Genomic DNA, 25,129 nt, shown 5'->3' with positions numbered 1-25,129 from the left:
GGACCCCTCTCAAACTCTTTCCTCTACGCCGACAGGGTCAGCTACAATCGAACACAGTCCGGCCGGAAGGATCGAAAACCGGCGACGAGGGTCGATCGCCTTCCGTGCGTCACCGTGACTTTGTACAGCGAACGCCGCCACGAGCGGAATCACATCGGCTTCGAGAGCATCTCGGTGGAACGCATCACGTCGATTTTCGGGAATTTCGCGCAACTGGTTCGCATCGCAGTTGCGAGTTCTCGACGGACACCGTAGAACCTGGGAGTGGTCCGCACAGTCGACCAGTGGTTCTCTAAATCGCTGACCCGAACGGTCGTCCCCTCGATAGATGTCGGCTCAAAGCCGAAGAATTTCTGCTCTATGACCGTCGTGATGCGAAACAAGGCGCTGTGAATCACCCGGCTTTGTGTCCGGGTCGTGTGACGACGTACCCCGTCCGGGAGACCTGTTCGGTCAGCCTGTGGTAGCTGAGAGCGCTGTAGTAGCTATTGTTGGTACTCGCTGACGCAGAATCCGTTACCCTCGGGATCTGACATCACTGTCCAAGTGGCGGTGTGCGTTTCGTATTCTTCGGTCTTGGTTTCGCGGACAGACCCACCTATGTTACAGAGTTGTTCGACTGTCTCCCTTCGATTCTCGGTTGAGACATCAAGATGAATGGGGAGATCTCGCTCCGTTCCTTTCGGTTGTTCTTTGAACAGCAAATCCGGACCATCTCCAGGCAGGTCAACGATTTCAGGTTCAAGCGATTCTGGCAGCTCACGTCGTGTACCTCCGAGAGCGACTGACCAGAACTCTGCCAGTTGTTCCACTTCATCACAAGCAAAGGTAATAAATTGCACGCTTGGCATGCATTTTGGTTATATTCCGGAGGGTAAAAACACCTATTGGATACGGAAAGTACTACCACGACTATCACCGGGAAATCCTCTGGGGAGACCGATAACCCTGTATCTTAATGAGGTGAAGGTGGACCGATTGTGTAGTATCATTGACAATCCGAATAATCCGCTGAATGAATGACTGACTGACGCAGGAATAGAGTATAGATAAGGGTGAAGGTATTCCCCTCAGGTAACAAGATACCGTAATCAAATTCCCCACCACTCTACATATGTAACCAGATGGTTTCAAGAAATACATTAATGTGGATGACTGGATACCTGCTCTACCTGCTCTCGGCGGCTGTGATGGCATTACCACAGACGACCGGTTCCAAATCAGATGCAGTACTGCTAATAGCAGCGGCAATCGTCGGTCATATTCTGTCTGGATTGCGGGTACGGTATTTTCGATAACGCCCGGGGACCTATTACCGAGGTGTCCGGATTCACAACGACGGCTAACTCGGCAGTAGCCGATCCAAAACGACACTCGTCCCGTCCTCGGTCCAGGGCACTGCATTCTCTAGCACGTTCTCGTCATTTTCGTCGACGTCGAGAATACCGGTTTCGACGAGACGGGGACTGTCCTCCCGTTCGGCGGTGAGGGTCAGGCACAGCTGGCCGTCGACCTTCCCACCGACAACCGAGATCGTCGCAACTTCGTCGGGAAACGTGACGGTTGTCCAGCCATTGGGTTTCCGGACCTGCAACTCAGTCATCACCTCTTCTTATCGCGGCAAGCAGTATCAGCACTCTGGCTGGCATCCGAGCCATTTTGTGTCTCCCTCGGAGCCAGAGGAGAGCATGAGTACCACAGCGCCTTCCTTCGAGGAGTATGACTTCGACCGCGGCGACCACGTTCGAGCCGACTGGACCGACGGAGACGGCCCACTAGATGCAGTCGTCGGAACCGTTACAGAGATTTCGTGTTCCGGCGGCAACGTGATCGTCGCTGTCGAGGCTGACGACGACCAGTACCCCGAGCACTCGATCTACGGCGGCACACACGATTGCGCTCCCGAGTGGGTCGAACCGCTAGAGCAATCCTAGTCTGACAGCAAGGGAACTCGCCCGTATTTTGTGAGCCTCCGCCGAGTGAGAGGCGGTCCAGAGAAGGCCTATCAGCCATATCCGAACAGGCAGGCGACCCAGACCAGTACCAAGATCGACCTGTCACACCCGTTGTGACCACTGGAATCGCTGTCGTCGCTCCGTTCGTGTTACGATTACTCACTACACTCCTGTACGAATAGGGTCGCTCCCGGTTGCTGCAGCTAGCAAACAGCGGCGTCGACGGCGGCAGGGCACGTGCCACCGCGTCCAGCAGCGTTGGTTCAGTGTCGGTTCGTGTCCTATCCGGTGTGTGTCACAGGGTTAGGGCGATGATTCCACCACAACGGGTGTGACGCCACCTGTCACGGCCTTGTGGTCGCTGTTCTCCAACAGATCGAGACCGATGTAGCGTTTTTCGAGTAACCCTTCGGCGGTTGCCATATCCATCGCGAGGATCTCAGTCTGGGTCTGGTCCCGGCCGACCTGCCGGGTTTTCTCGACGACGTCGTCGCCGCCGATGTCAACCAGTGTCTCCCAGACGCGCTTGATCGTCTGGCGATGGGGCTCCTTCCCGAGTTCCGCGGTCAGGGCGGTCTGCAGGTCGGTTTTCGTCATGAAGACGCCGCTGCCGTCGGTTCGTGTCGTGGCAAATTCCGGCCAGCGCTTGGCGATGCTGATGGCGCGATAGGTGTTCTGGCGGTTCGACCGTTCGACGAACATCGCCTTGACTTTCGACTGGCGGCAGTTCGCGAAGAAATCCAGCGGGGAGCTACTGGGTTCGATGCCCTCGGGCAACTGCTCGGCGTCTTCCTGCTGGTCGGTGTCGGCTTCGAGTTGCTGGGCTTTGGCGATAGCACTCTTGGCGACGTCACGGGTGGTCTCTTGTTGTGCTTCGAGGTCGTCGAGGCGCTGGTCGTTCGTGGCGGCGTCACCGACGGCTGTGGTGGCAACCTCGTGGGTCTGTTCGAGGTCGGCCTCCAAGTCGTCGACGCGTTCGTGGAGGTCATCGATAGTCGCGACCAGCGTCTCAAGAACACTCGAAACGAGGGGTGACACGTCGCCGTCGAGGTCGCTGACGAGCGCCTGGAGTGTGTCGGTATCCATCTCAGCCTGTCCGAGGTCCATGTCGAGGTGGTCGGCGAGGGCTTGGTCGGTGGCTGTGTCGTCGTCGTTGGGGTTTGTTTGTCGTGGCATTGTGACCACAGGACCCGTGCTCGGAATCGAACCGAGCAGTGCTGACCACAGCACGGGCTGTCGGTGACGTAGCTGGCGCTCTCTAGACGCGGCGGTTGGCTCGTGGCAACCCCGCTCTGTCTAGTGGATTTGTGTCGTGGCACCGCGCCGGCGACTAGCGATATGTATGTGCTGCCGTCGCCCGGACCGGCGTGGCACTGGGTTCACCGGTCGCGCTCCGCTGGTGGCAGTGGTACAGTCGTGGCTGGTACCGGAGTGGGTGCTATGGTGGGTCACGTTTCGACCACCGCCCGTCGCTCAATGGCGACATCGTGGGCGTGGTCCCCGTGATGGTACTGGTCGTAGTAGTTCTCGATGGTAGGGAAGTCGGCCGTCCATTCGGTGTAGTGTTGAATCTCACCGACGTGGTAGCGGAGTCGCCACTGGGTTGTGTCTGATGACGCTGTGTCGCTCCTGTTAGGTCCGCGGGCGTCGGCAGTGACCATCACCGACCCCTTCCTGTGGCTGGCTCACTGCCCTGTGTAGTCGGCCTGTTATGCTGACGAAGTTCGTCGACGGGGACACAGAGCGTCATGCAGTCCTCGGCTCGGCGGATGGCCGTCGTCAACTTTTGCCGGCGCTGGCGGTTGCCGGCCGTGGCGTTGAGACGTCCAATAGTTTCCGCGGCCAAGTCAGCCAGCAGGACGCCGGTGGCTTCGTTGTCGGCCTCATCGACGGCGGTGACGAGCAGGTGTGGCTCACTATCGAGTTCGGTTAGGACGACGACGTCGCCGACGGTTGGGATGGTCATGCCGACGCACCCCTTCGTGGCCCGACGGGTGTAGGTCTGGATAAGCAAGCTTTTCTAGAACCAACTACGAACCGGTTGGTTAGGTTCCGACCCCGGAGATCAAAGCGCTCCATCCACCCCCGAACCCTCTTATCTCTCTCCCGCGGGCCCGAAACCCACTTTTCGTGGTACCGAACAGTGGAGTTCATCCGAAACGTAAGCCGAAAAATACAATTGCACTGACTAACAACACCTGTAGTACCAGAACAAAGTTTTTCACTTTGTCCTGGACAATTGTCAGAGGCACACGATACAGTCCCTCGCCGGGTTCGGCGAGTGGCTGTCCTATACAGAAAGCTGAATTGAGTTCCCTGACAGCAACAGTTATTGACAGGCTCTACGTACGATTTGGTAGGGTACCAGGCGGTCATCACTTGCCCAGTGATTGTGTGCCTCTGACAGCATCGGCCGACTGGGTCCCCACTTTGAGCTAATGTTTGACGGCACTGTGTAGATTGCTGGGGCATTATTCCTCACCCCCATCAGCAACGAGTCGGGACAACTCACAGAGGTCTGCGAGTGTCGTGGCATGGTTCTGGAGTGCTTTCTGGCCGGCGTCGGTCAGCGTATACACGTTGGTGCGGGCGTCGAGCTCGTCGCGGTTGATGAGATCCTGCTCAACGAGCCGGTTGAGATTCTGGTAGAGCCGGCTGTGGTTAATCGGCTCGGCGTAGCGCTCGTCGAGATAGGCCTTGAGTGCGAGGCCGTAGGGGTCGTCCTCGACGGCGGCGATTGCTTCCAGCAGATCGCGCTGGAAGCCCGTCAACTCGTGGTAGGTCGTCATCGGTTGTCTCCCAGCTCGTCGGTATCGGTGTCGACCCGCCGCAGCGTCGCTGGCTCGGGCTGGTAGCACTCGCCTTGCACCAGGAGATCCAGTAAGGCTGTCAGCGCCCGCTTGGCTCCGTACTCTTTGGCGAGCGTGTCCAGTACGTCGCCGGCAGACGCACCGTGGCCGTCTTCGCTGGTGGCGATACCGTCGAGCGCGTGGCTACGGATCTCAGGTTCGGCATGGGTCTCGACGACCAAGCCGTCCGTGTTCCGGAGGTACGTACTGACGGCGGCCAGCCGTTCGAGTTCCTCGTCGGCGAGGGCAGGTTCGGCGGCCTGTAAGACAGTGTCGAGTTTGCTGGCCGCCGCCGCGTGTGAGGGGATGGTGGTGCCGCCATCGGTAACGACCAAGTCGTGGCCGCGGTCGGTCAGGGCGTAGGTCCCGTCGGTAGTGACTAGGTCGTCTGCTTCGAGCCCGGCGAGAGCGTCCGTGACGCGGGCGTCGTTGAGCGTGGCTTCGTGTCGGGTTTCGACAGCGATCTGGAGGGCGTCGGCGGTGGCCGCGCGGTCGTAATGGTCGTGGTCGGCAATCGCTTTCAGGAGATCCCGCTGGAGGGCGGTGCAAGTGTGCCAGGCAGTCATGCTCTCCCTCCAGCGAAGGGAGTGGTTGGCGAGCGATGCGACTCTTCGTGGGTGGGCTTGCGGACGGTCATGGGTTCGATGGGACGCCGGTGGTTGCTGTGGGCGTCGCCTATCTCAGACTGTTACGCTGACCGCACTTAACCTTTGCTGGCCGTAAATGATATACACCGCATAACTTAATCACCAGTCGAGATTGTGGTTTGTTGTGCCCAGTGGACCAGATCCGGCCGCAAGCCCCCGTGAGATTCTTCTCTTTATGGTCCAATCTCCCGACCCTGCATTCACCGCCAGCGAGGTCGGAGATGAATTCGATAAAACCCGACAGTGGGGCCATCAACAGCTACAGAAACTGGAATCGTCTGACTACGTCGATAGTAAGAATCCCGGTGGAAATTCACGCTTCTACTGGGTTACTGATGAAGGTCGGCAGTACCTTTCTGAGACGCGCGATAGCTAGTCCTCGACCCACCAGACTACGGACTGTTCTCCTGTTTTCTTTCTCTCTACAGCTCCCTGGTTGTGTAGCTGTGTGAGCCGCTGATGTGCCCATTGCCGGGTATGTCCGAAGAATTCTGCAATTTCGGAAGCCGCAGCGAACGGACCAGCAATGTCCTCGAATGCATCTACAATCTCTGAGTCGGTCACTTCGCGTTTTCCTTGAGACATCTTCTACCAGTACTATTGTTTACGGCTAGCAAGAGTATTATGGTGGTGGCGTAACATAAGCTAAGTATAGGAACACACGCGCCACTGGTCGATTTTGTACGAAATCGCCCCGGTGCTGTAACACCGAGGCGCGTGGTTCCCACAAGAACCAATGGCAACTACGCAATCCAATCTACAAGAACGTACCGCCCGCGGACTACTGACCCAGGGCCGACCGCTCTTTCTCGGCGTCGACGGCGAGGGGGCAGCGCATTACTGGGACAGCTACGAGTTCGCCGTGGCTGTTGTCGAGGCTGACGGTGAGGCAGAGAAGGTTGTGTTGGCCGAGACGCCCTTCGAGACGCTCTCGGAGTGGTGCGAGTACACGCGTGGCGAGCGTGGGTGGGACATCGGGCCGCACGTCGGTGGCTCGCTCGTCGGCGATCTCGTGCGAGGTGTTGAAGCGTGAGCTGCACTGTGGAGGAACGACAGCGGGTGCGGCGGGCCGCGCGGGCTATTCGTGACGAGGTGGCTACTGAGTCCGTCGACGTAATCGCACCGAGCGCGAGTCAGTACGGCGAATGGACGTTGGATGCCGTGCTTCGGGACTGTGAGGGAGTTCCGCCAGAGGTGTTACGTGAGTTGGCGTTGGCTGGGTTGACGTTGCAGCCGACGCCGTCGCAAGCGGAGTATCAGCACGTCGCGGCGACGGTGTAGACCAGCGAAATGTTAACCAACAATTGGTGGGTAGCGCCCACGCCTGTTGGTTAGCCGATTATCGATTGGCTTCTGAACATCGCTTGTCTCTCACAATCCTACCAGAAAAATCCAATCAGTTAGTATGGAACTGGACTGTCGGACATTCTATCGGCTCGAGAGTGTGTGTGTGCTCGCAAGCACTCTTTGAACAGCAGTTTCGTGGCTCTCAACCGTGTCATTGGTAGTGCCGGATCTGGTATTGGATATATCATTAATCCGCCTTCTAATCTGGCTAAAGTGACTGTTTCGTCCGCTAGTAGTTGAATTGTGATAGGTCTGAGATAATTTTACAACCGTGCAACGGGCCAGATGAGTGAAGCAGTCACTGGAGCGTGTTCGGATGTTTATAATATTGACGCGATAGCCACAGAGATAAGCTCGTATCAAGTTGGCTTATCGGTCTAGAGCAGCAACTGGAGCAGCTGTGGAATGATATTGTACATAACCAGATTGAATACGAATATAATGGATTGGAATAATAGCGTACTTTTAAATCAACTATACTTTAGTAAAAAGTATGGAATTTGCCACTGAGGTGGAAGCTCAGATACCTCCCTTTACCCCACACATCATAGCCTCATTTAATATAGGAGATGGAGAATCAGAGCGTCTGGATGAAACTGGTCTTTGTCGCATAGACGTAGATCTGCATGTAGATTTTCGAGATGGTGACAGACCAGAGGCAATGCTCTTAGAAACTTCTGAACGCGGTTCCATTGTACCTACGCAAGTGGATATATCTGATAGGCAAATCGAACAGACACACTCAGTCTATTATGAGCCTACAAACACCACATCTATACGAGTTTTATTCAAGAGCGGTACTTCGTGGTCTGGGCCAATCGAATTTATGTTGCCGTCTTATTTCCGCTGTTTAGGTGCACATCGACTATTAATTGATCACCCATCTTTAACGACACTTGATAGGCTAACTGAAAGATATAACGAGGACAATTATCAGGACGCAGTATTTGACCTTCTATCGGAAATTAATTCGTGGATCACATTGGACATAAACTATCAGATTCTAAATGTGACTGCTAAAAAATCTGAGGAAGTAAGGCAAGCAGTTGATACAGACAAAACCACCACTTATCTGAGCTATCAAATACTATCCGACGGGAATTTCGATATCCCTGATCGACGTCGGCTTGAACAGGTGATTGAAAATTTAAATTCACTTTCAGAACTTCCTACCGTTGGATTGTATAATGTACTCGGTCGTGCCTTGTCGAAAATAGAGTCTCAGCAGAGTTTTGACCGACTATGGGAATTTGAGCGTGATTATAACATTGCCCGTGACAATTGGCAAAGGATTCTTCGCGAAGACCAACTAGCTGCTTTGCTTGGACGTGCAACTGTGGAAGGAGATTACGCCCTCGCGGAAAATATAATTGAATCATGGCTTGGGGAAGGCGAAAAAGTAGAAGATATAAGAGCCGAATTTGAGGAGGCTCTTGATGCACAAGGAGAAACTTCTCTTGATCGTTGGAAGACGAGTCTAAGATATGCGATAGAGGATCAGAGGTCCGAACTAAGATATGCAGTCGCAAATTTCCTTCACCAATTCTTCTATAATTACAAGTTCAGTAGCAAACAGCTATACACTGAATGCGAAATATCACGTTGCTCACATATACTATTTAATAAAAGAGGGGTTGAAGGTTTGAGTACATTACAGGGTTATCAATACAATATGAAGTCTGGCCGGTTAAGTCGTTTGAATGATGATTATTCTCAGGCAGTTGAATCGTATCGGCAGGCACTCTCTTTTGGCTTACATGGGATTGACAATGATATTAGTGGAGTAACAGAATACTGGCCTATATATTGGATTCATAAATCGAAAGCCGATGCTGCTCTGGAGGATACAGAGTATCAAATGGCGATAGATAGTTTACAAGAAGGTCAAAATCTATTGGTATCTTTAGAGGACACTTCCGATGAGTCGAAAACTAGTGATTTTGCTGAGCAGCTCAATGCACTGGAACATGAAATTCATGGCGACAGGGAATTAGAGAATCAAAATTTGAATTCTGCTTACAGCCACTATGGACGTGCTATTGGCAAGTATAGGCAGCATGGGATGAATGATGAATGTCGGTATCTGAAGCAGCGCAGGAATCTAATCAAAGCTTCGCTAGCTGAGCAGGAAGGTGATTTTAGTGGTGCACAGGAAGCTCATGAGGAGATCGCTAATATAACGAATGACAATAATTTCAAGAAATTCAATAAAGACCGGGTGCAAATAATAAAGGCAAAAAAACAACTCAATCAACTAAACATAGAGGAGGCTAAGAGTGAACTCCCCCGACAGCCTGAGGCGACAAATATAGCCTACGCGGAGGCTCAACATATTGGGTTTCTCTTACACACAATCACTTCATATGAAGACAATGAAATCCAAAATATAGGTGCTGTACTCGATAAGCTACAGGAGCTACCTGACCTTAGCGAGTTTGACGAACAATTCCCCTTTGAGTACGGACACGACTATAGACCAGCAGTAGTTAACACACTCGCAGCACAGCGTCTCCGCAAATTTGATATTGATGAGCAGTTGCTTGATGGCATTCTGTCTATATCTGTTAATGAAGTACTCACACCTGAAAGGGCCCAAGATGAAATCCTGGAATCTGGCATCAGCGATATAAATATACAGCATCAATGGAAACAGTATTTCCCAACACATATTGTACGGCGATATCAGGAAATTAGAGAGAAGGAAATAACTGGCGTAGACAATTATGCTGATGAAGGTTTAGCCTTACTCCGGTTAGTCGAGCAAACATTAGATTTTATAGCAGATTATTTTATTCAGCAAGATTTGGGTCCGGACTGGGTATATGAATTTGCAGATGATAGTAGATTGACGCTGGGTCACCTCAGAGATATATTGAACACCGAGTATATGAGCGAAATCGTATGGTGTGACACCGTCCGTGAGCTTCTTGACGAACCACTAATCGGCGAAGATAGTCTAATTGATGCTAGAAATGCATTAGGTCATGATCGGCGCTCGCGTATTAATTTCGAGGAATACGAGGAAATTAGAAATAAAACATTGGTCATTTTGACTAGAATGAGATCACAAATACCTGCGTTGGTTTCAGTAAGTCAAAGAACCAGATTAGGTCCCTATGAGTTACAGATTCATTGGGAAAATGCTAAAAAAGCGATACGGATTCAAGCGGATGCTTCACTTGAGGAAGGCTGTAAATATTATATACCTATTGAGAAGGCAACTAAAGGCCCCATTGTGGATATACCCTCTGACCAAATTCTACCAGTACAGTCAGAACGCACCAAGGATAATCTAGAACAGTATGTAAATTAACAGCTAGTATTTGATAGGAATCAACGCTGCTATTGAAAGAGCATTAGCCGACATAGAGCATCCAAAACTGAATCTGTCGACGTGCTTGCCCCGAGCGCGAGTCAGTACGACGTGTGGACGCTTGATGCCGCGCTTCGGGGTACTGAGGGTGTGCCGCCCGAAGTGCTCAGGGAGTTAGCGCTGGCCGGGTTGACGTTGCAGCCGACGCCATCGCAGGCTGGATATGAGCACGTGGCGGCGACGGTGTAGGATGCATTACAGCCGAGACCGAACTATGATAAAACGATCTATTTCCAACATATCAAAACATGGTATTGCTGAGAACAGAGCTCAGCTCCCCGCACGGTGCATACTCTCTAATTTTGCTCAATTTCTGTTCTGGTATCATGAACTCTCTCGTCTATTTTTATGCCGGCAGAGAGGAAGTGTGAGACCATTTTCCACTATTAAGCGCACGCTCGGCGGCGTCGTACGTGCACGAACTTGGTACGGTGAACTTCGTGAGTTCGTTTTGAAATGTATCTTTCACAGCATCAAGCAGTCACTGAAAAAATGAAAAAAAGACACGTCTGGTGATTCACCCCGCCGTCATATAGACTACCTTGTTAGTATCACAGACGAGTTAGGGGCGTTTCGTGCTGTGATACCCGCGGAATGTTTTTTGCGGTGCGTGTCTTTCGTGTGGTAGAATGACGGCGATGCGGGATGCGACTGAAGCCAACCTGCTATATATTGCGAGTGAAATCGAACGAATGGGTGAGGAGCTCTCGCTCTCGACTGATGTCATGGAGTTCGGCGTGCAACTGTACGCGCAGGCAGTTAAAAGCGGGTACCAGCCAGCGTCTATCGACAGGGCAACGGCAACTTGCCTGTACGCCGCTGCACGCGTCCGAGATACACCGGTGACTATCGATAATGTCGCCGCTGTGAGTCGCCGCGAAGCGACGAATATCTACCACGAAACAAGCAAATTGTCCGACGCAACCGGATTACAAATCGAACCCGATGACCCTGCTGACTTCGTCGAAGAGTACGCAAGTGAACTAAAGTGGTCGGAGGATGCGACTGACCGGGCACTCGAACTGTGCGAGCATGCGAAAGACGCGAACGTCCACAGCGGGCGGTCACCATCAGGGTTCGCTGCTTCTGTTCTATACGCCCGGTCAGAAATTGAGGATCTCGGCTACACGCAGAGTGATTTTGCAGGGCCAGCGAATACGACAACCACGACCATTCAAAAAACATACCCTCAAATAATGCCGTACGCCCCGGACGTCGAAGCAAAAGATCTCGCGTCGAGGGCCTTCGAATTCGCATTTGAGATTCTCGAAGACAATATCAATGTACCAGATGTTGTCTGTGAAGAAGCGAGAAAGCGAGCACGCAACATCGATAATAAAGAAATCGCTCGTGGACAGAGTCGCGCTGCAATCGCCGCCGCAGCGTATCTCGTCGTAGCTGACGAGCATAATATTGACCTCAGCCAACCGCGACTGGCTGATATGGTCGGAACGAACTCACAGACGGTTGCGAAGTACAAGGGGTCGGTGTGATGTCATCGACGACAGTCTCCGAATCGCTGTGTAGCTCGCTGCGAAGTCAAGCAGCAAGTGGCGACACGGCAAGAGTTCTTGCCGAAAACCATGACCTCAGCGTTGGCACGATCCGGTATCACGTGTACGGTGAGTGCGGCCACAAGGCAGGACCGGAGTCTCTGACACCGGCACATCCCGAGCTGCCGCGTAACGAATGCCGTGAAATCCGTAGGCGATACGCCGAAGGAGATTCCACTGACGACATCGCCGCGTCACTTAATCACACGTGGCAAACCACAGTCCGGCACTTGACTGGGGAGTGTTCCCATGACGACGATGCTCTCGTCGTCGACAAGCGTGAAGTTCTACAGCGAATGCCGGTTCGGGAGCAAGACTGCGCTTCGCTTCGACGTGATTACCACGAGGACGCGGATCAAGACCTACTGGACTTCGCGCAAACCGTCCCTTGGACGTATCAGACAGTCGTTCGGCATATCAACGGAGAGTGCACACATGATATCGATGCACCGACACGGGCAATAAGAGAGCGAGCGCACGTCTCAGAAGCTTTGTGTCTGGAATTCCGGAACCGGTACAGAGCCGATAACGACCTAACACTCTCGAACCTCGACAAACTGGCTGAGGAGTACGAAGCATCCACCGGTACTATTCGAAAACACATTCGATTCCGCTGCTCACACGACCCCGAGTCAACACTGTTAGACAGCATCTCGGGGTGGAAGGACCTCCTTGATGAAGACGACCTTCCTGAAGATGTCGATGACACCGACGAACCAGACATCGAACCGGGCACGTCGGAGCCCGGTACAGAGCCCGGTCCGGATTACTCGGGAATCGCTGCCGAAACCGGCGTGCATTCGCCGGACAACGAGGAAGCCGTCGCCGACCTCCCGCAACCCAACACGACCCGCGTTGAAACCACGACGACTAGGATTGTCCGCAATACCGACCGCGCACGTGAACTGAAAGCCACGTACGAGTCACACTGTCAACTCTGTGGTGACGCGAGACACCGCACGCCGCTGGAACACTACGCAGAAGCACACCACATCAAACCACTTGGACGTCCACACGAAGGCCCCGACACGAAATCGAACATGCTGGTTCTCTGTCCGAACCACCATGCCGACTTCGACCACGGACTCATCCATATTGACCCTGAAACGCTGGAAATCACGCACGCCACCGACGAGACCGTATCCGGCCGTGAACTCCTCTGCAAAGACGCTCACGACATTGACGCGGCGATGCTCGAATACAACAACGAGGAAATATCAAAACTCTGAGGGCGCGCCGCTACGATTATGCTAGATCATCGAGCCGCCACCGCCACTGTTGGAGCGGTTGATCGAAAATGCATAGAAGATCCACCACTAGCGACCGATACTACAAGGCACGCTTGTTACCGCTACGTAACCGAAATGTAAATCTTAGCTGAAGACGAATGCTACGGTGGGTAGTATCGGTTTCGCTCTGGCAGCAGCAGGATTACATTGCTCTTGCTGGGCGATTCAAACTTGGATGCAAACTTACCGAGACAGCCAATACTTATCGACTCTTTCCGGAAAACTATACAAAGACTAACCAACACGTCGGGCACAGGCCACTTGCTTGTTGGTTAGCTGGGAATCCACTTGCTACTGAACGTTGTTCGTTGCCCGAAACACCTGCCTGAAACCTACATTTAGTTCTTGTACCAGGACATAATACGGACTTCGAACGGACCGTCTCTATCCCATGAACTCTGTGGAATCGTGGAAGTCAATCAGATCGCTCCCTTGTATTCCAGTCTCTTTCGATGTAATGCGCTGGATATCGACAGCTCCCTCCTGCTCTAGCTCACGCAACGCCTCACGGTAGTCTGCTTCCGTTGCATCTTGATAGCGTCGCTCCTCAGTACACGTTTCAACTAGTTTATCAAATGTAACGATGTACTCTTCAAACCGATCCTGCAGGAACTGTTTAGTCTCATCACCACCACCAAACAGCCGTGCTTGGTTTCGGTCATATTCTGGCTGCTTTGGGGCATATGCGAATTTTCCTGTTCCACAGTAGCTCATCACTTCACGCATGGTCCGCAGACCCTCTGGGTGATTTGTCCCATAGACAAGGTAGTAGATTGTCTGCGTCGTTTCTGGCTCCGAAATCATATACTCAAATGTTTCATCGGGTCCATTCGCTTCTAACCGATCCGTGTAGTATTCTACTAGCGGAACCCAGTTGGTCGAATCGTACTCGCCAATTTCCTCTCTCCAAGTTTCGTTTCCAAAGACTGTATTCAACGCTTCCTCGTGATCTTCTGACTCTAAGAACCGGTTCATATCCCGCGACATAAACGTAATGAGGAACTCGAATTGCGGGGTTGAACCGATCTTCGCAACAACATCATAATCCAGACTGCTGAATCCGAATGGGTCTATAAAAAAGAACGTCGGACAGTCACTACCGTCAAGAGTCTCAACAACGTCGAGAACTGTATTTTGGAATTCCCCGTGTTCACACCGGATAGATATGTTATCAGCATACCCGGTTGTTCCAGCAATTGTCTCGGACAGAGTTTCGTAATTCGTTGAATTAGCCTCGATAAATACACACTCTGCTGAATCGAACTGATCTGCCCTGTTTGTAAGGCGATCTAATATGAGCTGTGGTGAGCCAGGGATTTCAGCAGGCGTTGAAACAGATTCGAGATCTATGGGTTCCGTTGAATCAGTGTCAACGTATGAGCCACGTCCCGCAAAACAGTCTACAACCCGAATCTTGTTGGGATTGTCAGCCGCGAGATTGTAAGAGGTGAGCTTGTTCACCCAAGGGGTTAGATATTTACCCAGAACCTCGTGTTTAGCTGCAGTATGTGGCCGATAAACCCACTTGTCATCATCATCGTCAGCTAATGGCATGGCGGGGGACACCTAATGTACAGTGTTTGTCCTATTTTATTCTGCCGGAGAGATAGGTATCTAACATAAAATAGACAGCTCGTTGAAAGAATCTTCTCTGATTCTCCGGTGAGCTAGGTTGCAGGGTAGGCCACAGGTGACTCTTCCGGCACCTCTCGCTCTGCAAACTCTTCGGGAGACTGCCGATCCCGCCAAGACTGCAACCACGCGGCCGTCTCTTCGTCGACGTGCTTGATCAGTTGCTTATCAGGCCACAGATGCACGGGCAAATCCAACTCGCGCCCGATCTCCTGCACCCAGCGTAGGTGATTCGTCGCGTACTCGACCCACTGCTCACGAGACCGCAGCGCATCCAACTCTTCGGCTAACTCCGTTTCACTAGCGTCCCGTGCTGCTTCAACAGTCATCTCGAAGTTCCCACCACGCGGGTTGATCGGCTCGTGGAACACCACAGCCGGGTCACACTCTGCGACCCGCTCTAGCTGGTCCCGAAGGTCGGCCTTCCCTTGCGTGGGATAGGTCGGACTCATACTGACAAACGTCTGCACGCCATGCTCGTTGAATTCCTTCAACCCCTTCAGCCGCAGCTCCGGCGATGGGGCACTCGGCTCAATCGCACCCACTTGCTCAGCGTCCATACACGGAATCGATGACCCAATGGTCACGTACTCGCCAGCATCCTGAAAGACATCTAGATCCTGCAGCGCCAGAATCGGGTTCCGCGTTAACACCCGAACATACTCTTCGTGGCTTGCGATGGCGTCGACAACATCGCGGGTAATCTTCCCAGCACGACCGTCCATGTAGCAGTCCGTCGAAAACGAGACACCAACAACACCCTGCCCACGCTCTGTTTCCCGCCATGTTCGTTTTCGATCCAGATGTCCGTCCAGTCTCTCGCCTAGATCATCCCGATAGAGCACGTAGTTCCCCCACTCTTTCTGGCCGTTGTCAACGTCCGCTTCTTCTTTGAGCATATCCGGCCGCGTCCGGATGTTCGGCGTCGAGGGAACATAGCAGAACTTGCAGCCATGCCGACAGCCTGTCGCTACGTTGACAACGTAGTCACACAGATGCTTACTGTTGAGCCCCGACTCACTGAGAATCGCCTTTGTAGGGTCTTCTCCCGTCCGTACGTCTTCGTGGTCATCTGTCATATGTTATCTTGTCTTTCCCGTCTACTACTAGATATAACTGTGTGCAACAAACTCCGCGTTCAGTTTCACTTTCACTCCGCGTGGCTGACTTCTAATGGGGTCCAGTATAAAAAGACAGGTAGGAGAGAGACGCATGGACCTCACCTGGGACACCGGCGATAGCTGGTTCGAGCGAACCTACGCCGTCGAACACGCTGGAGAGACGGTCGCGGCGTTCGACGACCAGCCCACGCTGGACGAGCTCCGTGCACTCTCACGGGACTACGGTGCCCCGACTGAACGACTCGACCTCTGGCAAGCTGGGCTGCTGTGTACACAGTGCAACGACGAAATCAACGACCGCTTTGCCGCCAATCCACAGGGTGACCTGCTATGTTGGGACTGTGCCACTGACACCGAAAGCCACGACGAGCATGGGATTACGGTCAACACTGACCCGACGAAGTCGGTGATGAGCGAGTCCCATCTCCACACCAAGAGCCTCTGTGACCACGTCATCAACGTCGCCACCGGGTGCCGACACGGCTGTGAGTTCTGCTACGTGCCAACCACCCCGGCTATCGACAGTCGGGATGGGATGCTCACCGAGCAAGCGAACGTCGGCGATCCACAGACCGACTGGGGGAGCTATCTCCTGTACCGGGATGATCTCCCGGAGCGACTGGGCAACATCCTCGACGAGCGTGATCCCAGCGAGCGCAAGCAAACTGACCGCGGTCGCGGCGTGGTGATGCTGTCCAGCGGCACTGACTGTTACCAGGACCGACGGACGGCTCAGATTACCCGCGGCGCTGTCGCCGAGCTCATCACACACGACATTCCGGTTCGAATCCTCACACGAAGTCCGGCCGTGACTCGGGACATCGATCTCTTCCAGGCCGCCGGTGACCGCATTACGGTCGGCTCGTCGATTCCCTCATTCGATGCGACGCTCGTCAGAGCGATGGAACCGAATGCCCCGCCACCGATGACTCGCTGGCAGGCGTTAGACGAACTCCAGCAGGCCGGTGTGTCGGTGTTCGTTTCGATGTCACCCACATATCCTACCATGGACGAAGACGACTTTCACGAGCTACTCAGCTACTTTAGAGCGCTCGGTGAGGTCGTTGTCTTCCACGAACCCATCAATCCCCGTGGCGCGAATTTCCAGCAGTGCCTCAGCGCCGCCAAAGAAGCCGGCTACGACGACGTGGTCGAAGAACTCCAGCAGATGCAGGACAGCCACCAGTACTGGGTCGAGTACGCTCTTGAACAGTTGAACACGGTCCAGCAAGTCGCAACGCGCTTTGACGGGCTCGAAGTCCATTCCTGGCCAGACGATGAGTTGGTCCGCTCGACGAGTGGCCAACTGCGGTCGAAGCTCAAAGCGATGCAAGAGGCCGTCTCACCGGAGTCGTTCTCCACACATGCTACGGACGCCTCGCCTGAGCAGTCCGAATTAGCTCGGGACGGCAAATCTATAGAGCATCTCATCTAACGTGTCTATCAGGCACCGCGGCAGGGTTTGGCCGGGTTGACGTTACGGCTGTCCCGGCACATGCTGAATCTCAGCACGTTGCGGCGACGGTGTAGAAGCCGCTAACCAACAATGGCTGCCCAGAACTCACGACTGTTGGTTAGTCGAGAAGCGATTGGTTGCTGCCCGGCGTTCGTTTGTCACGAGCTCACCAGAAATATCCGCTCAGTGAGTATGCGACTGGAACTCTCAATTGGGATGAGAACAGCAGCGACAGTCGTCCCGCTATTAAGGGGACTCGCTCGTCGAGTTTGTCTCGAGGTCACAGGCCATGAGCGTCGAAACGGTGCTTGCCGTGAGTTCTCCCGTATCGTCGATCTCCGCGCGCGTCGAGGATCGGTTACAATCGAAGTTTTCGGGCGTGACCTGTTCGGTGACGGTCGTCTCGGTTTCGAGCACACCTACCGATAGGGAGTACGTATCGGGCTCGCTGAGCGTAATCAGTACAGTGCCCTCAGGTTCGACCGTGTAGACGCCGTCGAAGTGCGCTGTCGAGTCCTTCTCGACGAGGATTCGTGTCGTCCACGTCTCCTCCGATGGGTTCCGGAGCATGAGCGTGTGGCTGCCTTTCCCCGTGTCTGCGGGAATCGGGTCGTCACCGAGCGTTTCCGACGCAGATTCACGAGCAGCAACGTGGTCGCTCACGACGCCTTGGCACGCCATCCGCGTGGAAATACCCAGCGAGTCAAGTGTCCCGTCGTCCTGAACGCTGATCGTCGTCTTGGTCACGTTACAGGTGAACTGGCTGGGTTCGACGGTAATCTGTTCCGTCGCATCCAACTCGGGGACGGACACACGAGCGGTGTACGTGTCGAGATCAGTGAGCGACGCCACAATGCTCGCGTTCGGTTCGAGTTCCACCGATTCCTTGAACACGGTTTCGTCCGCCGTCGAAACCGTCACCGTCCCCTGGTGAGACTCCGCCGTCGGATTCCCGAACGCGACGTGGTGGGGAGTTCTGAGACCGCGCTCATCGAGCGACTCAGCGCCGATGGTTCGCTCGACAGTGCCATCGGCGGCGACGTGTGTACGCTCGGTCTGTTGTTCAGTGTTGGTTTGCGTGTCCTCAGAGGTTGGCGTCTCGGAATCTGTCGGCGGTGAGTCACTCGATCCAGCTTGAGTGGTGCAACCGGCGACTGCGGTTGTGAGACCAATTCCTGTGCCTGCCAGAAACGCTCGCCGTTTCATACCCTACCATTGGAAGGGGGAAGTATCGCGCTATCCCAGATTCAAATACGTCTTTGAGTCCCGGCTACTCACTCACGCCGAGTGGGCGTGATTCCGTGCTGGCCGATACGTTCCCCAGTACCAAGCAACGAAGAACAACAGAATCAGGAAGATGCCAATTCCCAGCACAACTCCACCAGGCCCGGTCGCAAACGTTCCGAGCGTCTCCCACATGGTTGGGTCGGGTTGCTGAACAGGGGACGCACCAGCCCGGGGCGATGATACTGGTGTCGGTACTGACCGGCGTATATGGGCGAGTACACTGACGGCTCCGACGAGACCCACTGCGCCGAAGACGCGACTCAACGCCGTCTTGAGCGACGGGCTTGTTCGTTCTGCCCCCGCGAAGAGAACGAGCGCGCTATTGGTCGGCGCGTACACGTCCATTTCGCGGCCCTGCTCGGAATACCACGTCTCGACGACCGCCACTAGGTCTGCGTCCTGGAGTCGGTCGAGATGATAGCTGATATTCTGTACTGAGGAATTGAGTTCAGTTGCGATCTCCGATGCTGTCGTTGGTTCCGCGTATATCTGGCTGAGAATGCGGCGTGCAGTTGTTGAGGAAACTGCTGAGATGATCTGTTCCGCTGATTCATCTTCGAAGTCAACGAGCTTCGGTTCCAAACTACGATCCGAAGCTGTTTGTGGGGTGGGTTTCAGGGGTAATAATGAGGACATTGTTGTCTGATTCGCTTGTAGGAGTATGTGATTGGGGAAGAGTCAAAGCGGTATTTGAGTCCAATTCTTGCCGAACTATGCTCCTCCGAGACGCTTTCGGAGTGGTGCGAATACACGCACTTGGAGCGCGGTTGGGAGACTGGTCCGAATGTCGGTGGGTCGCTCGTCGACGATCTTGTCCGAGGCGTTGAAGCGTGAGCTGCACTGTGGAAGAACGGAAGCGCGTTCGGCGTGCTGCGCGGGCGATTCAGAAGGAAGTGCCGACTGAGTCCGTTGATGTGGTTGCACCGATCGCGAATCCCCGCAACACTTGAACGTCGCGGGAGAGGACACGCTTGATGGCCTCTATCATCGATGAAACCGTGTTCGGCGAACCCTCCAGAGGGCTTGCAGTGGTTTATCTCTGTGGCGCACTTCTGCTGGCTGGGCAGCAAGGGTACTACGTCATTGTAGAAGGGGCAACACCGTTCTATGCTGGACTGTTTCTGAGCGCCGGGATGGCCCTCTCCGGCATTGCCGAGTCCCTGCCGAACCCTCGACGACGGGCAGCTGGCATCTTGCGGGTCACAGCACTCGTCGTGCTGGTGAGCATGCTCGTAATTTTGTTTGTCACACCCGACCTCCTTATCAACTGAGAGCGGTGATCGATTCGAATTCACTGCTGCCGGCCGGGTGTGTTCTTGAAGAAGAACCGCCACGACCGCTGACGATTCCCGGGGAGATCTTCCGTATCGGTCACGCCGCTACTGACAGATTCTAAGCGAGTGATCGGGTTCGCCTATACATGAGTCCGCTATACTGAGTAGAGGAAGCCATGGCAGTACCCTCTTATGACCGACCACTTGAACACACATATGATTGGGCTAGGGACGCTACTTATAATTCTCACAGTCTTTGTGGTGATGACTCTGACTCTCGGTCTGCTACTCCGGTTGCTGAAAGACGCTGACGGACTCTGAGCAGTCAATTAACTGGACTGACTTGATCATTACAAGCAATTGACTCAGTGCCCGCTGTTTCTCGACGCCGTGCCGCGAGACACCGACGGCGTCCCAGCCGAGGTCCTCCGGGAACTGACGCTGGCCGGCCTAACGCTCCAGCCGCTGCAATCTCAAGCCGAGTATCAACACGTCGTCGCGACAGCCTGACAGAACCGAATACTTTACTCTTTTTTATTAACATACTTCGGTTCCAGTTCCCCTATCCCTCATTCCGTTTGCGCTGACCGAACGCTTATGCCACTCATACAGCAATTAGAGGTATGGCCAGTTCGACGCGCGATGGAGAGCCCCACGAGGATGAGATTCGGATGTGGCGCGAGGGGGACTCCTGGATCATCACAGATGTCGAAACCGGCGTCACCACGCAGGGTGAGACGCGTCAGGAGGCTCTCGAAATGCTTGACGATGCGGTCGCGGGCTACAAGGGCGAACGCGGCCACGAACCCACCGACGAAGAACTCCGAGAGCTGGGAGTTGACCCCGAAGACAATACCACCGGTAATGGCGATCTGCCCGACTTCATGCAGTAAATGGTCCGGGGCACGTTTTCTGGTCGGGATGTCGTGAAGGTCTTGGTAAATGTCGGTGGCTTCGAGTGGCGTCGGACGACTGGCGATCACGCCCAACTCTACTACCAGCACCCAACCAACGAGAGCGACCGACGACACGTTACCGTTCCGCTGCACGACGAACTCAAAACGGGAACGCTCCGAAGCATCGCCGACGATGCTGGCGCGAACGATTTTGCGGCGTTCTGTGAGTGGCTCGACCGTAATTCGTAGGCGAACCAATTCGTCACCGTCGGCTGCGAGTCCCTCGAGTCGAAGCGCTGACGCGACACCTCGATAACGGGGTATTTGACAGGCGATTCCCCTATCTTTCTGTCGAACTGCGTGCCTGTTTTGCATGGGTCGCGATGGTTTCGAGACTACTCCTGACAGTTTGCGACCCCATGCCGGGGCCTGCGGGGGGTCCCACAACGGCGCGAGTGCCTGAGTTGAACCGATAGAGCAATCCTAGTCTGACGGCGCGGACTCACCCCTATTTTGTGACCCTCCACCGGGTGAGAGGCGTTCCAGAGAGAGCGTCTTGACCACCAGCTATGTCAGAGAAACACGCGATCCAGACCAAGTTGAAGGGCTACGTCGTCATGAGCCAGAGCGGGCCAGACAGCCTCGGCTTTGGCACGTACACACGCAACCATCCCGAGTATTTGAAAGAGCGCGTTGAGGCACAGCAGTCTCCAGCAGCCGGCGGCGCGGGCAACGTCAGGCGAGCTCGCCACATCGCTCGCGAGTACCACGGCTGGGATCTACCAGACGAAAGCGAGCTCCGTCACCAAGCGATGGCGGGCGATGCGTGATGTCCAGTGACTCGTCTCAGTATATGACCTGCAGAACCGACGGATGCGACGCACCGATCTTCGACGCCGAGCGCATCGCGTGTGTCGACGGAGCGTACGGGCCCTGCATGGCTGTCGGGCGTCACGCCGGCGTCTGTTCCAGCGGCCATCTCTCTGTCTGGGACGTCGCAGAGGCCTGAGTGCTGTCGGTCGCGTACTCGCCCGTATTTTGTGTCCCCCGAGAGGGTGAGGGGTTTCCCGAACATGAGTACCGAACAGCAGTCCGTCGACGAGCAGCCTTCAGGCACCGAAGCCGGCGACCAACCAGACATTCGTGCCCAGCACCGGCAGGCACAGGCCAGTGGCGAGGTTTTTGCGGGGCGTCCCCGAGGTGAGAGGTAGATGTGTTGCCCCGACTGCCAGTAGGCCCCACAAGAGAGACTCAACCTCGACAGTTGAGAAACGGTTAACGAGGAGCATGCAAAAGTCGGGCTTGTGACTGACGATCTCGCGTATCCCTCTGTCGAACTCATCCTTGAGCTCCACGACCAGGTCGTGACAGAAGGCGACATCACGGAACCGGGGGCCCGGTCAGAGGACGCGATTGCATCCGCACTACAGTACGTTTCGGAGGGGTTCTTCGGGGAAGTGCCTGAGACGATCCATCAAAAGGCGGTCCATCTGATGCGACTACTCGTTTCGGAGCATCCGTTCGTCGACGGAAACAAGCGAACGGCACTCCGAACAGTGGTCGTTTTCTACATGCTGAACGGATACACGTTTGAGTACGGTGATGAAATTCGAGCGCTCTTACACCGGTTTGCGACCGGCGAAACCACAGTCGACGTAGACACTGCAGTCATCTACTTCCGGGCATGTGCTCGCCGCAACTGATAAACCGATACACTGGATAATGATAGATAGAGAAATGGCGTCTAGCACCGATTCCTCGACGGCGATTGACGAGGAAGTCCGGCAGTTGTACGAGCGATATCAGGCGGCCGAAAGCGACGCCGAACGCCGCGAGATTGCGCTTGAAATGGGGAAGCTCGATGGACGTCGCCACGCAGATATCTACGCAGCGCTCGAAAACGAGTGAGAAGCCCCACGTTCTGCGTTTTCGTGTCCAGCGTCGTTCGCGACTAGTGGCTACTCGGTCGCCTTTTGTGAACGCCTTTGCCCTCTCGTAGAAGGATCAACCCATCTTGAACTCTCCACGCCGATAGCGGTTGCTTCCAATACGACAGCACAGCACAATCGTCGCGCACATCTGCGTTTCGTGGTCTATGCTCGTGTTGCGTCGGCGACGTGGTCGTGTTTGTCGAGGCTGCCGACAACTTGGGTTTCCGTGGCATACACGACGCTGCTCCTGCGTGGGTCGAACCGCTGTAGTGATGCCGGTCTAACGGCGGTACTGGAAGCAATTTTGTTCCCCCCGGTGGGTGAGGGGGTTCTCGAACATGAGCACCGAACAGCAGTCCGTTGACGAACAGTCTCCAAGCACCGAAGCCGGCGACCAACCAGACATTCGTGCCCAGCACCAACGAGCACAGACGAGTGGCGAGGTTTTTGCGGGGCGTTCCCGTGGTGGGCAATGAATTCCCAGATAGTCCGTGAATGTCTCTGTCGACGTATTCCATCTTGATAGGTTGATTTACAGCGGTAGCGAGGCGAAAGCCCACCCGTTTACGGGTGTGGCTGAAGCCGACAACTGGGCATCTCTCTACGCTCGTAGCCACGGCTGGATATTCCACGCCGAGATGTCCAACGTTTATGTAATTAAAAATACTATGCTTACATATATCGAATCAGGTTGTCACTCGGACACTCAAAGCGAGTATCTGCAACCACTCGCAAGTCTGTGACGACCTCGATTCGCATGGCTTTGCCGCGTCGAAATTGTGGAACGTCGGGCGATGGACAATCTCGCGTGTCTGGGACGCTATCGGCCACATTCCAGACGCCGACGAACTCTGTTCGTACCTCAAAACCCACGAACGCTATGCAGACTTGCACAGCCAATCTAGTCAGCGAGTTCTTCAGGAACTCGGTGAGGCGTTCGTCTCGTGGTACGAACAAGACGACCCGGAGGCGAACCCACCCGGCTACCGCAAACACGGCGACGACCACCCACGCTCGACGATGACGTGGAAAAACCAGGGCTTCAAACTCGACACGCAGTACAACCGTGTCCGACTTTCCAAGGGCACGAACATGAAAGAGTCGCGCTACGCCGCCGACTACATACTCTGTGAATACACACTCCAAGCAGACGACCAGACGCTTGACGCTGTTGAAAACGTCCAGACGGTGCGTGCTGTCTGGACTGGTGAGCAGTGGGAGCTACATTTCGTCTGTAAAATGCGGATTGAGGCGCCTGAGACGCCCGGTGAGAAGACAGCAGGTGTTGACCTCGGTATCTGCAACACTGCGGCTGTCTCTGTCGGTGACGAGACGCTGTTGTATCCAGGGAACGCCCTGAAAGAAGACGCTCACTACTTCCGACAGCAGGAATACGACACGGAAGGCGAGAATGGCCCCAGCGACCACGCAGAGTGGGCACAACAGAAGAAATCCCGGCGACAAGAACACTTCCTACATGCTCTCTCGAAAGACATTGTTGAGCAGTGTGCTGACCGAGGTGTTGAGACAATTGCAGTCGGCCATCCGAAGAACATCCGTGACGACCAAGACTGGGGACGACACGGCAACAAACGCCTGCACGACTGGGCGTTTGAAACACTGCTCAACCACATCGGGTACAAAGCCCACGAACGCGGTATCGACGTAGTGCGTGTGGACGAAGCAGGATTGAAAACATCGAAAACCTGCTGTGACTGTGGGACGGAAGCTAACTCAAACCGGGTTGCACGTGGCCTGTACGTGTGTGCAAACTGCGACTTAGTTGCGAACAGTGACCTGAACGCGGCAGAGAATATGCGAAAAACGGTAACTCCGAGTCCTGCGAAGGATAGGAGTAACGGCTGCTTGGCTCAGCCATCGGTATACCTGTTCGACAAATCCACGGGGCAAGTAGCCCCACAAGAACGGGTCGTTCCGTGAACCATAATATCCCAATCAAGCGGTGCGGTGCCGTGGGAATCCCACGACTTCAGTCGTGTGGAGGAAGTCAAACCCGATCTCGTACGGCGAAGACACACGAACTCTCATTCGATTCGTGGTCACTGGCGGTCAGTACACCGGCTCATGAGACGACCAGCCACTAGAAAGCAACAGGCAGATAGATATGTATCGATAAAAAATAACGACTCTGAATGACCGCCCTCCGTTCCCTCCAGAACCGAATCCGTCCAGAAGCCACACTACTGATGCTGGGGGTGATCGGTGCAGCCACCTATTTTGAATTCATATACCACGGGCCACCAACGGTATATTCCATTGTCCTCTGGATAGTTGTCGTTCCAATGTTGCTCGCAACGACGGTGGACGGTGTTCAAGATCATCCACTCTATCAGCCGCTTCTGTATGCTGGTTTTGTTCTAGTCGGTACGCTACAGTATCTTGATGGTCATTGGTTCCTCCTCGCTGGGCTGTTTATCATCTGCGGTGTTCTCGGATTGCTCTCCGTATTTCGTCAGAAGAGGTCTCTCTTCGGGTCAGGATAGCTGGCTCAATCACCC

At 54.5% G+C, this 25,129-nt stretch carries 29 protein-coding genes and 3 pseudogenes; 19 read left to right on the top strand and 13 right to left on the bottom strand.

Annotation, left to right across the window (positions count from 1 at the left end; all coding sequences use genetic code 11):
* Positions 1 to 90 precede the first annotated feature (90 nt).
* From SG26_RS22260 to SG26_RS01625, 4 genes and pseudogenes are all read right to left on the bottom strand, one after another.
* Positions 91 to 225 (bottom strand): annotated as a pseudogene (locus SG26_RS22260) (hypothetical protein); the annotation flags it as partial.
* Positions 213 to 484: pseudogene (locus SG26_RS21840) on the bottom strand (transcriptional regulator); the annotation flags it as partial. The pseudogenes SG26_RS22260 and SG26_RS21840, both read right to left, overlap by 13 nt.
* A 1-nt stretch (position 485) precedes the next feature.
* Positions 486 to 851, bottom strand: coding sequence for a VOC family protein (locus SG26_RS20640; RefSeq protein ID WP_023842880.1), 366 nt, complete (start codon positions 849 to 851; stop codon positions 486 to 488).
* 491 nt (positions 852 to 1,342) lie between these two features.
* Positions 1,343 to 1,603 carry a hypothetical protein gene (locus SG26_RS01625; RefSeq protein WP_050036685.1) on the bottom strand — a complete coding sequence of 87 codons (261 nt, stop codon included), beginning with the start codon at positions 1,601 to 1,603 and terminating at the stop codon, positions 1,343 to 1,345.
* 85 nt (positions 1,604 to 1,688) lie between these two features.
* Here SG26_RS01625 and SG26_RS01620 point away from each other — a divergent pair, with 85 nt between their 5' ends.
* Positions 1,689 to 1,934 (top strand): hypothetical protein, encoded by a 246-nt coding sequence (locus SG26_RS01620; RefSeq protein ID WP_050036684.1) that lies wholly within the window; start codon positions 1,689 to 1,691, stop codon positions 1,932 to 1,934.
* A 324-nt stretch (positions 1,935 to 2,258) separates the two neighbouring features.
* On the opposite strand, the gene SG26_RS01615 is transcribed toward SG26_RS01620, so the two are convergent.
* The 5 genes from SG26_RS01615 to SG26_RS01595 form a co-directional block, all read right to left on the bottom strand.
* The gene (locus tag SG26_RS01615; protein ID WP_050036683.1) at positions 2,259 to 3,131 is read right to left on the bottom strand and encodes a hypothetical protein; all 873 of its coding nucleotides are present in this window, start codon (positions 3,129 to 3,131) and stop codon (positions 2,259 to 2,261) included.
* Between the two features lie 272 nt (positions 3,132 to 3,403).
* Positions 3,404 to 3,616 carry a hypothetical protein gene (locus SG26_RS01610; RefSeq protein ID WP_050036682.1) on the bottom strand — a complete coding sequence of 71 codons (213 nt, stop codon included), beginning with the start codon at positions 3,614 to 3,616 and terminating at the stop codon, positions 3,404 to 3,406.
* Positions 3,616 to 3,921: a hypothetical protein gene (locus tag SG26_RS01605; protein WP_050036681.1), complete on the bottom strand. Its 306-nt coding sequence runs from the start codon at positions 3,919 to 3,921 to the stop codon at positions 3,616 to 3,618. Before SG26_RS01605 ends, SG26_RS01610 begins: the two co-directional genes overlap by 1 nt.
* A 505-nt stretch (positions 3,922 to 4,426) precedes the next feature.
* Entirely contained in the window at positions 4,427 to 4,744 is a 318-nt protein-coding gene (locus SG26_RS01600) for a PadR family transcriptional regulator (protein WP_050036680.1), read from the bottom strand.
* Positions 4,741 to 5,370: a hypothetical protein gene (locus tag SG26_RS01595; RefSeq protein ID WP_050036679.1), complete on the bottom strand. Its 630-nt coding sequence runs from the start codon at positions 5,368 to 5,370 to the stop codon at positions 4,741 to 4,743. The genes SG26_RS01600 and SG26_RS01595 overlap by 4 nt, the downstream gene beginning before the upstream one ends.
* 817 nt (positions 5,371 to 6,187) lie before the next feature.
* On the opposite strand from SG26_RS01595, the gene SG26_RS01590 reads away from it, so the two are divergent.
* From SG26_RS01590 to SG26_RS20635, 7 genes and pseudogenes are all read left to right on the top strand, one after another.
* Positions 6,188 to 6,484: a hypothetical protein gene (locus SG26_RS01590; protein WP_050036678.1), complete on the top strand. Its 297-nt coding sequence runs from the start codon at positions 6,188 to 6,190 to the stop codon at positions 6,482 to 6,484.
* Positions 6,481 to 6,732, top strand: a complete 252-nt coding sequence (locus SG26_RS01585; protein WP_050036677.1) for a hypothetical protein — start codon at positions 6,481 to 6,483, stop codon at positions 6,730 to 6,732. The genes SG26_RS01590 and SG26_RS01585 overlap by 4 nt, the downstream gene beginning before the upstream one ends.
* 559 nt (positions 6,733 to 7,291) lie before the next feature.
* The gene (locus SG26_RS21045) at positions 7,292 to 10,111 is read left to right on the top strand and encodes a hypothetical protein (protein ID WP_154020783.1); all 2,820 of its coding nucleotides are present in this window, start codon (positions 7,292 to 7,294) and stop codon (positions 10,109 to 10,111) included.
* A gap of 42 nt (positions 10,112 to 10,153) precedes the next feature.
* Positions 10,154 to 10,360, top strand: a complete 207-nt coding sequence (locus SG26_RS21835) for a hypothetical protein (RefSeq protein WP_050036675.1) — start codon at positions 10,154 to 10,156, stop codon at positions 10,358 to 10,360.
* A 187-nt stretch (positions 10,361 to 10,547) separates the two neighbouring features.
* Positions 10,548 to 10,667, top strand: a pseudogene (locus SG26_RS21040) (IS5/IS1182 family transposase); the annotation flags it as partial.
* A gap of 133 nt (positions 10,668 to 10,800) precedes the next feature.
* Positions 10,801 to 11,664 (top strand): transcription initiation factor IIB family protein, encoded by an 864-nt coding sequence (locus SG26_RS01570; RefSeq protein ID WP_050036674.1) that lies wholly within the window; start codon positions 10,801 to 10,803, stop codon positions 11,662 to 11,664.
* Between the two features lie 290 nt (positions 11,665 to 11,954).
* Entirely contained in the window at positions 11,955 to 12,953 is a 999-nt protein-coding gene (locus SG26_RS20635; RefSeq protein WP_175055135.1) for an HNH endonuclease, read from the top strand.
* A gap of 444 nt (positions 12,954 to 13,397) precedes the next feature.
* On the opposite strand, the gene SG26_RS01560 is transcribed toward SG26_RS20635, so the two are convergent.
* Together SG26_RS01560 and SG26_RS01555 are read right to left on the bottom strand one after the other, a co-directional pair.
* On the bottom strand, positions 13,398 to 14,567 hold the full coding sequence (locus SG26_RS01560) for a three-Cys-motif partner protein TcmP (RefSeq protein ID WP_050036672.1): 1,170 nt from the start codon (positions 14,565 to 14,567) through the stop codon (positions 13,398 to 13,400).
* A 113-nt stretch (positions 14,568 to 14,680) separates the two neighbouring features.
* On the bottom strand, positions 14,681 to 15,724 hold the full coding sequence (locus SG26_RS01555; protein WP_050036671.1) for a radical SAM protein: 1,044 nt from the start codon (positions 15,722 to 15,724) through the stop codon (positions 14,681 to 14,683).
* A 133-nt stretch (positions 15,725 to 15,857) separates the two neighbouring features.
* On the opposite strand from SG26_RS01555, the gene SG26_RS01550 reads away from it, so the two are divergent.
* On the top strand, positions 15,858 to 17,201 hold the full coding sequence (locus SG26_RS01550) for a radical SAM protein (RefSeq protein WP_050036670.1): 1,344 nt from the start codon (positions 15,858 to 15,860) through the stop codon (positions 17,199 to 17,201).
* A gap of 267 nt (positions 17,202 to 17,468) precedes the next feature.
* Here the strand turns inward: SG26_RS01550 and SG26_RS01545 are convergent, their stop codons facing one another.
* A complete protein-coding gene (locus SG26_RS01545) occupies positions 17,469 to 18,428 on the bottom strand; it encodes a hypothetical protein (RefSeq protein ID WP_050036669.1) in 960 nt (319 codons plus the stop codon).
* 72 nt (positions 18,429 to 18,500) lie between these two features.
* Positions 18,501 to 19,145 (bottom strand): helix-turn-helix domain-containing protein, encoded by a 645-nt coding sequence (locus SG26_RS01540; protein ID WP_023842882.1) that lies wholly within the window; start codon positions 19,143 to 19,145, stop codon positions 18,501 to 18,503.
* A gap of 338 nt (positions 19,146 to 19,483) precedes the next feature.
* Here SG26_RS01540 and SG26_RS01535 point away from each other — a divergent pair, with 338 nt between their 5' ends.
* The 10 genes from SG26_RS01535 (at position 19,484) to SG26_RS01500 (ending at position 25,114) form a co-directional block, all read left to right on the top strand.
* Positions 19,484 to 19,780: a hypothetical protein gene (locus SG26_RS01535; protein ID WP_050036668.1), complete on the top strand. Its 297-nt coding sequence runs from the start codon at positions 19,484 to 19,486 to the stop codon at positions 19,778 to 19,780.
* A gap of 363 nt (positions 19,781 to 20,143) precedes the next feature.
* Positions 20,144 to 20,293, top strand: a complete 150-nt coding sequence (locus SG26_RS21440) for a hypothetical protein (protein ID WP_014030608.1) — start codon at positions 20,144 to 20,146, stop codon at positions 20,291 to 20,293.
* A gap of 113 nt (positions 20,294 to 20,406) precedes the next feature.
* Entirely contained in the window at positions 20,407 to 20,676 is a 270-nt protein-coding gene (locus SG26_RS01530; protein WP_050036667.1) for a type II toxin-antitoxin system HicB family antitoxin, read from the top strand.
* Positions 20,677 to 20,928, top strand: coding sequence for a type II toxin-antitoxin system HicA family toxin (locus tag SG26_RS01525; protein WP_008313655.1), 252 nt, complete (start codon positions 20,677 to 20,679; stop codon positions 20,926 to 20,928).
* A gap of 320 nt (positions 20,929 to 21,248) precedes the next feature.
* A complete protein-coding gene (locus SG26_RS01520; protein WP_014030611.1) occupies positions 21,249 to 21,509 on the top strand; it encodes a hypothetical protein in 261 nt (86 codons plus the stop codon).
* Between the two features lie 23 nt (positions 21,510 to 21,532).
* Entirely contained in the window at positions 21,533 to 21,688 is a 156-nt protein-coding gene (locus tag SG26_RS21435; protein WP_014030612.1) for a hypothetical protein, read from the top strand.
* Between the two features lie 295 nt (positions 21,689 to 21,983).
* Positions 21,984 to 22,382, top strand: a complete 399-nt coding sequence (locus SG26_RS01510; RefSeq protein WP_014030614.1) for a type II toxin-antitoxin system death-on-curing family toxin — start codon at positions 21,984 to 21,986, stop codon at positions 22,380 to 22,382.
* Between the two features lie 34 nt (positions 22,383 to 22,416).
* Complete coding sequence (locus SG26_RS21430) at positions 22,417 to 22,587, top strand: hypothetical protein (protein ID WP_004592295.1); 171 nt, start codon at positions 22,417 to 22,419, stop codon at positions 22,585 to 22,587.
* 701 nt (positions 22,588 to 23,288) lie between these two features.
* A complete protein-coding gene (locus tag SG26_RS01505; protein WP_050036666.1) occupies positions 23,289 to 24,551 on the top strand; it encodes an RNA-guided endonuclease TnpB family protein in 1,263 nt (420 codons plus the stop codon).
* Between the two features lie 212 nt (positions 24,552 to 24,763).
* Positions 24,764 to 25,114, top strand: a complete 351-nt coding sequence (locus SG26_RS01500) for a hypothetical protein (protein ID WP_023842887.1) — start codon at positions 24,764 to 24,766, stop codon at positions 25,112 to 25,114.
* The last annotated feature ends 15 nt before the right edge of the window (positions 25,115 to 25,129 follow it).

The organism is Haloarcula sp. CBA1115, from assembly GCF_000827835.1.
Lineage (GTDB): Archaea > Halobacteriota > Halobacteria > Halobacteriales > Haloarculaceae > Haloarcula > Haloarcula hispanica.
This window is presented reverse-complemented; position numbering and strand designations above follow the sequence as displayed.

Coding starts and splice junctions, on each gene's coding strand:
- SG26_RS01605 (WP_050036681.1), bottom strand. CDS start 3,921: ATGACCATCCCAACCGTCGGCGACGTCGTCGTCCTAACCGAACTCGAT.
- SG26_RS01520 (WP_014030611.1), top strand. CDS start 21,249: ATGTCAGAGAAACACGCGATCCAGACCAAGTTGAAGGGCTACGTCGTC.
- SG26_RS01590 (WP_050036678.1), top strand. CDS start 6,188: ATGGCAACTACGCAATCCAATCTACAAGAACGTACCGCCCGCGGACTA.
- SG26_RS21435 (WP_014030612.1), top strand. CDS start 21,533: ATGACCTGCAGAACCGACGGATGCGACGCACCGATCTTCGACGCCGAG.
- SG26_RS01545 (WP_050036669.1), bottom strand. CDS start 18,428: ATGAAACGGCGAGCGTTTCTGGCAGGCACAGGAATTGGTCTCACAACC.
- SG26_RS21045 (WP_154020783.1), top strand. CDS start 7,292: ATGGAATTTGCCACTGAGGTGGAAGCTCAGATACCTCCCTTTACCCCA.
- SG26_RS01560 (WP_050036672.1), bottom strand. CDS start 14,567: ATGCCATTAGCTGACGATGATGATGACAAGTGGGTTTATCGGCCACAT.
- SG26_RS01625 (WP_050036685.1), bottom strand. CDS start 1,603: ATGACTGAGTTGCAGGTCCGGAAACCCAATGGCTGGACAACCGTCACG.
- SG26_RS01535 (WP_050036668.1), top strand. CDS start 19,484: ATGGCCTCTATCATCGATGAAACCGTGTTCGGCGAACCCTCCAGAGGG.
- SG26_RS01610 (WP_050036682.1), bottom strand. CDS start 3,616: ATGGTCACTGCCGACGCCCGCGGACCTAACAGGAGCGACACAGCGTCA.
- SG26_RS01525 (WP_008313655.1), top strand. CDS start 20,677: ATGGTCCGGGGCACGTTTTCTGGTCGGGATGTCGTGAAGGTCTTGGTA.
- SG26_RS01550 (WP_050036670.1), top strand. CDS start 15,858: ATGGACCTCACCTGGGACACCGGCGATAGCTGGTTCGAGCGAACCTAC.
- SG26_RS01555 (WP_050036671.1), bottom strand. CDS start 15,724: ATGACAGATGACCACGAAGACGTACGGACGGGAGAAGACCCTACAAAG.
- SG26_RS01530 (WP_050036667.1), top strand. CDS start 20,407: ATGGCCAGTTCGACGCGCGATGGAGAGCCCCACGAGGATGAGATTCGG.
- SG26_RS01620 (WP_050036684.1), top strand. CDS start 1,689: ATGAGTACCACAGCGCCTTCCTTCGAGGAGTATGACTTCGACCGCGGC.
- SG26_RS01570 (WP_050036674.1), top strand. CDS start 10,801: ATGACGGCGATGCGGGATGCGACTGAAGCCAACCTGCTATATATTGCG.
- SG26_RS01615 (WP_050036683.1), bottom strand. CDS start 3,131: ATGCCACGACAAACAAACCCCAACGACGACGACACAGCCACCGACCAA.
- SG26_RS01500 (WP_023842887.1), top strand. CDS start 24,764: ATGACCGCCCTCCGTTCCCTCCAGAACCGAATCCGTCCAGAAGCCACA.
- SG26_RS01595 (WP_050036679.1), bottom strand. CDS start 5,370: ATGACTGCCTGGCACACTTGCACCGCCCTCCAGCGGGATCTCCTGAAA.
- SG26_RS20640 (WP_023842880.1), bottom strand. CDS start 851: ATGCCAAGCGTGCAATTTATTACCTTTGCTTGTGATGAAGTGGAACAA.
- SG26_RS21430 (WP_004592295.1), top strand. CDS start 22,417: ATGGCGTCTAGCACCGATTCCTCGACGGCGATTGACGAGGAAGTCCGG.
- SG26_RS01600 (WP_050036680.1), bottom strand. CDS start 4,744: ATGACGACCTACCACGAGTTGACGGGCTTCCAGCGCGATCTGCTGGAA.
- SG26_RS01540 (WP_023842882.1), bottom strand. CDS start 19,145: ATGTCCTCATTATTACCCCTGAAACCCACCCCACAAACAGCTTCGGAT.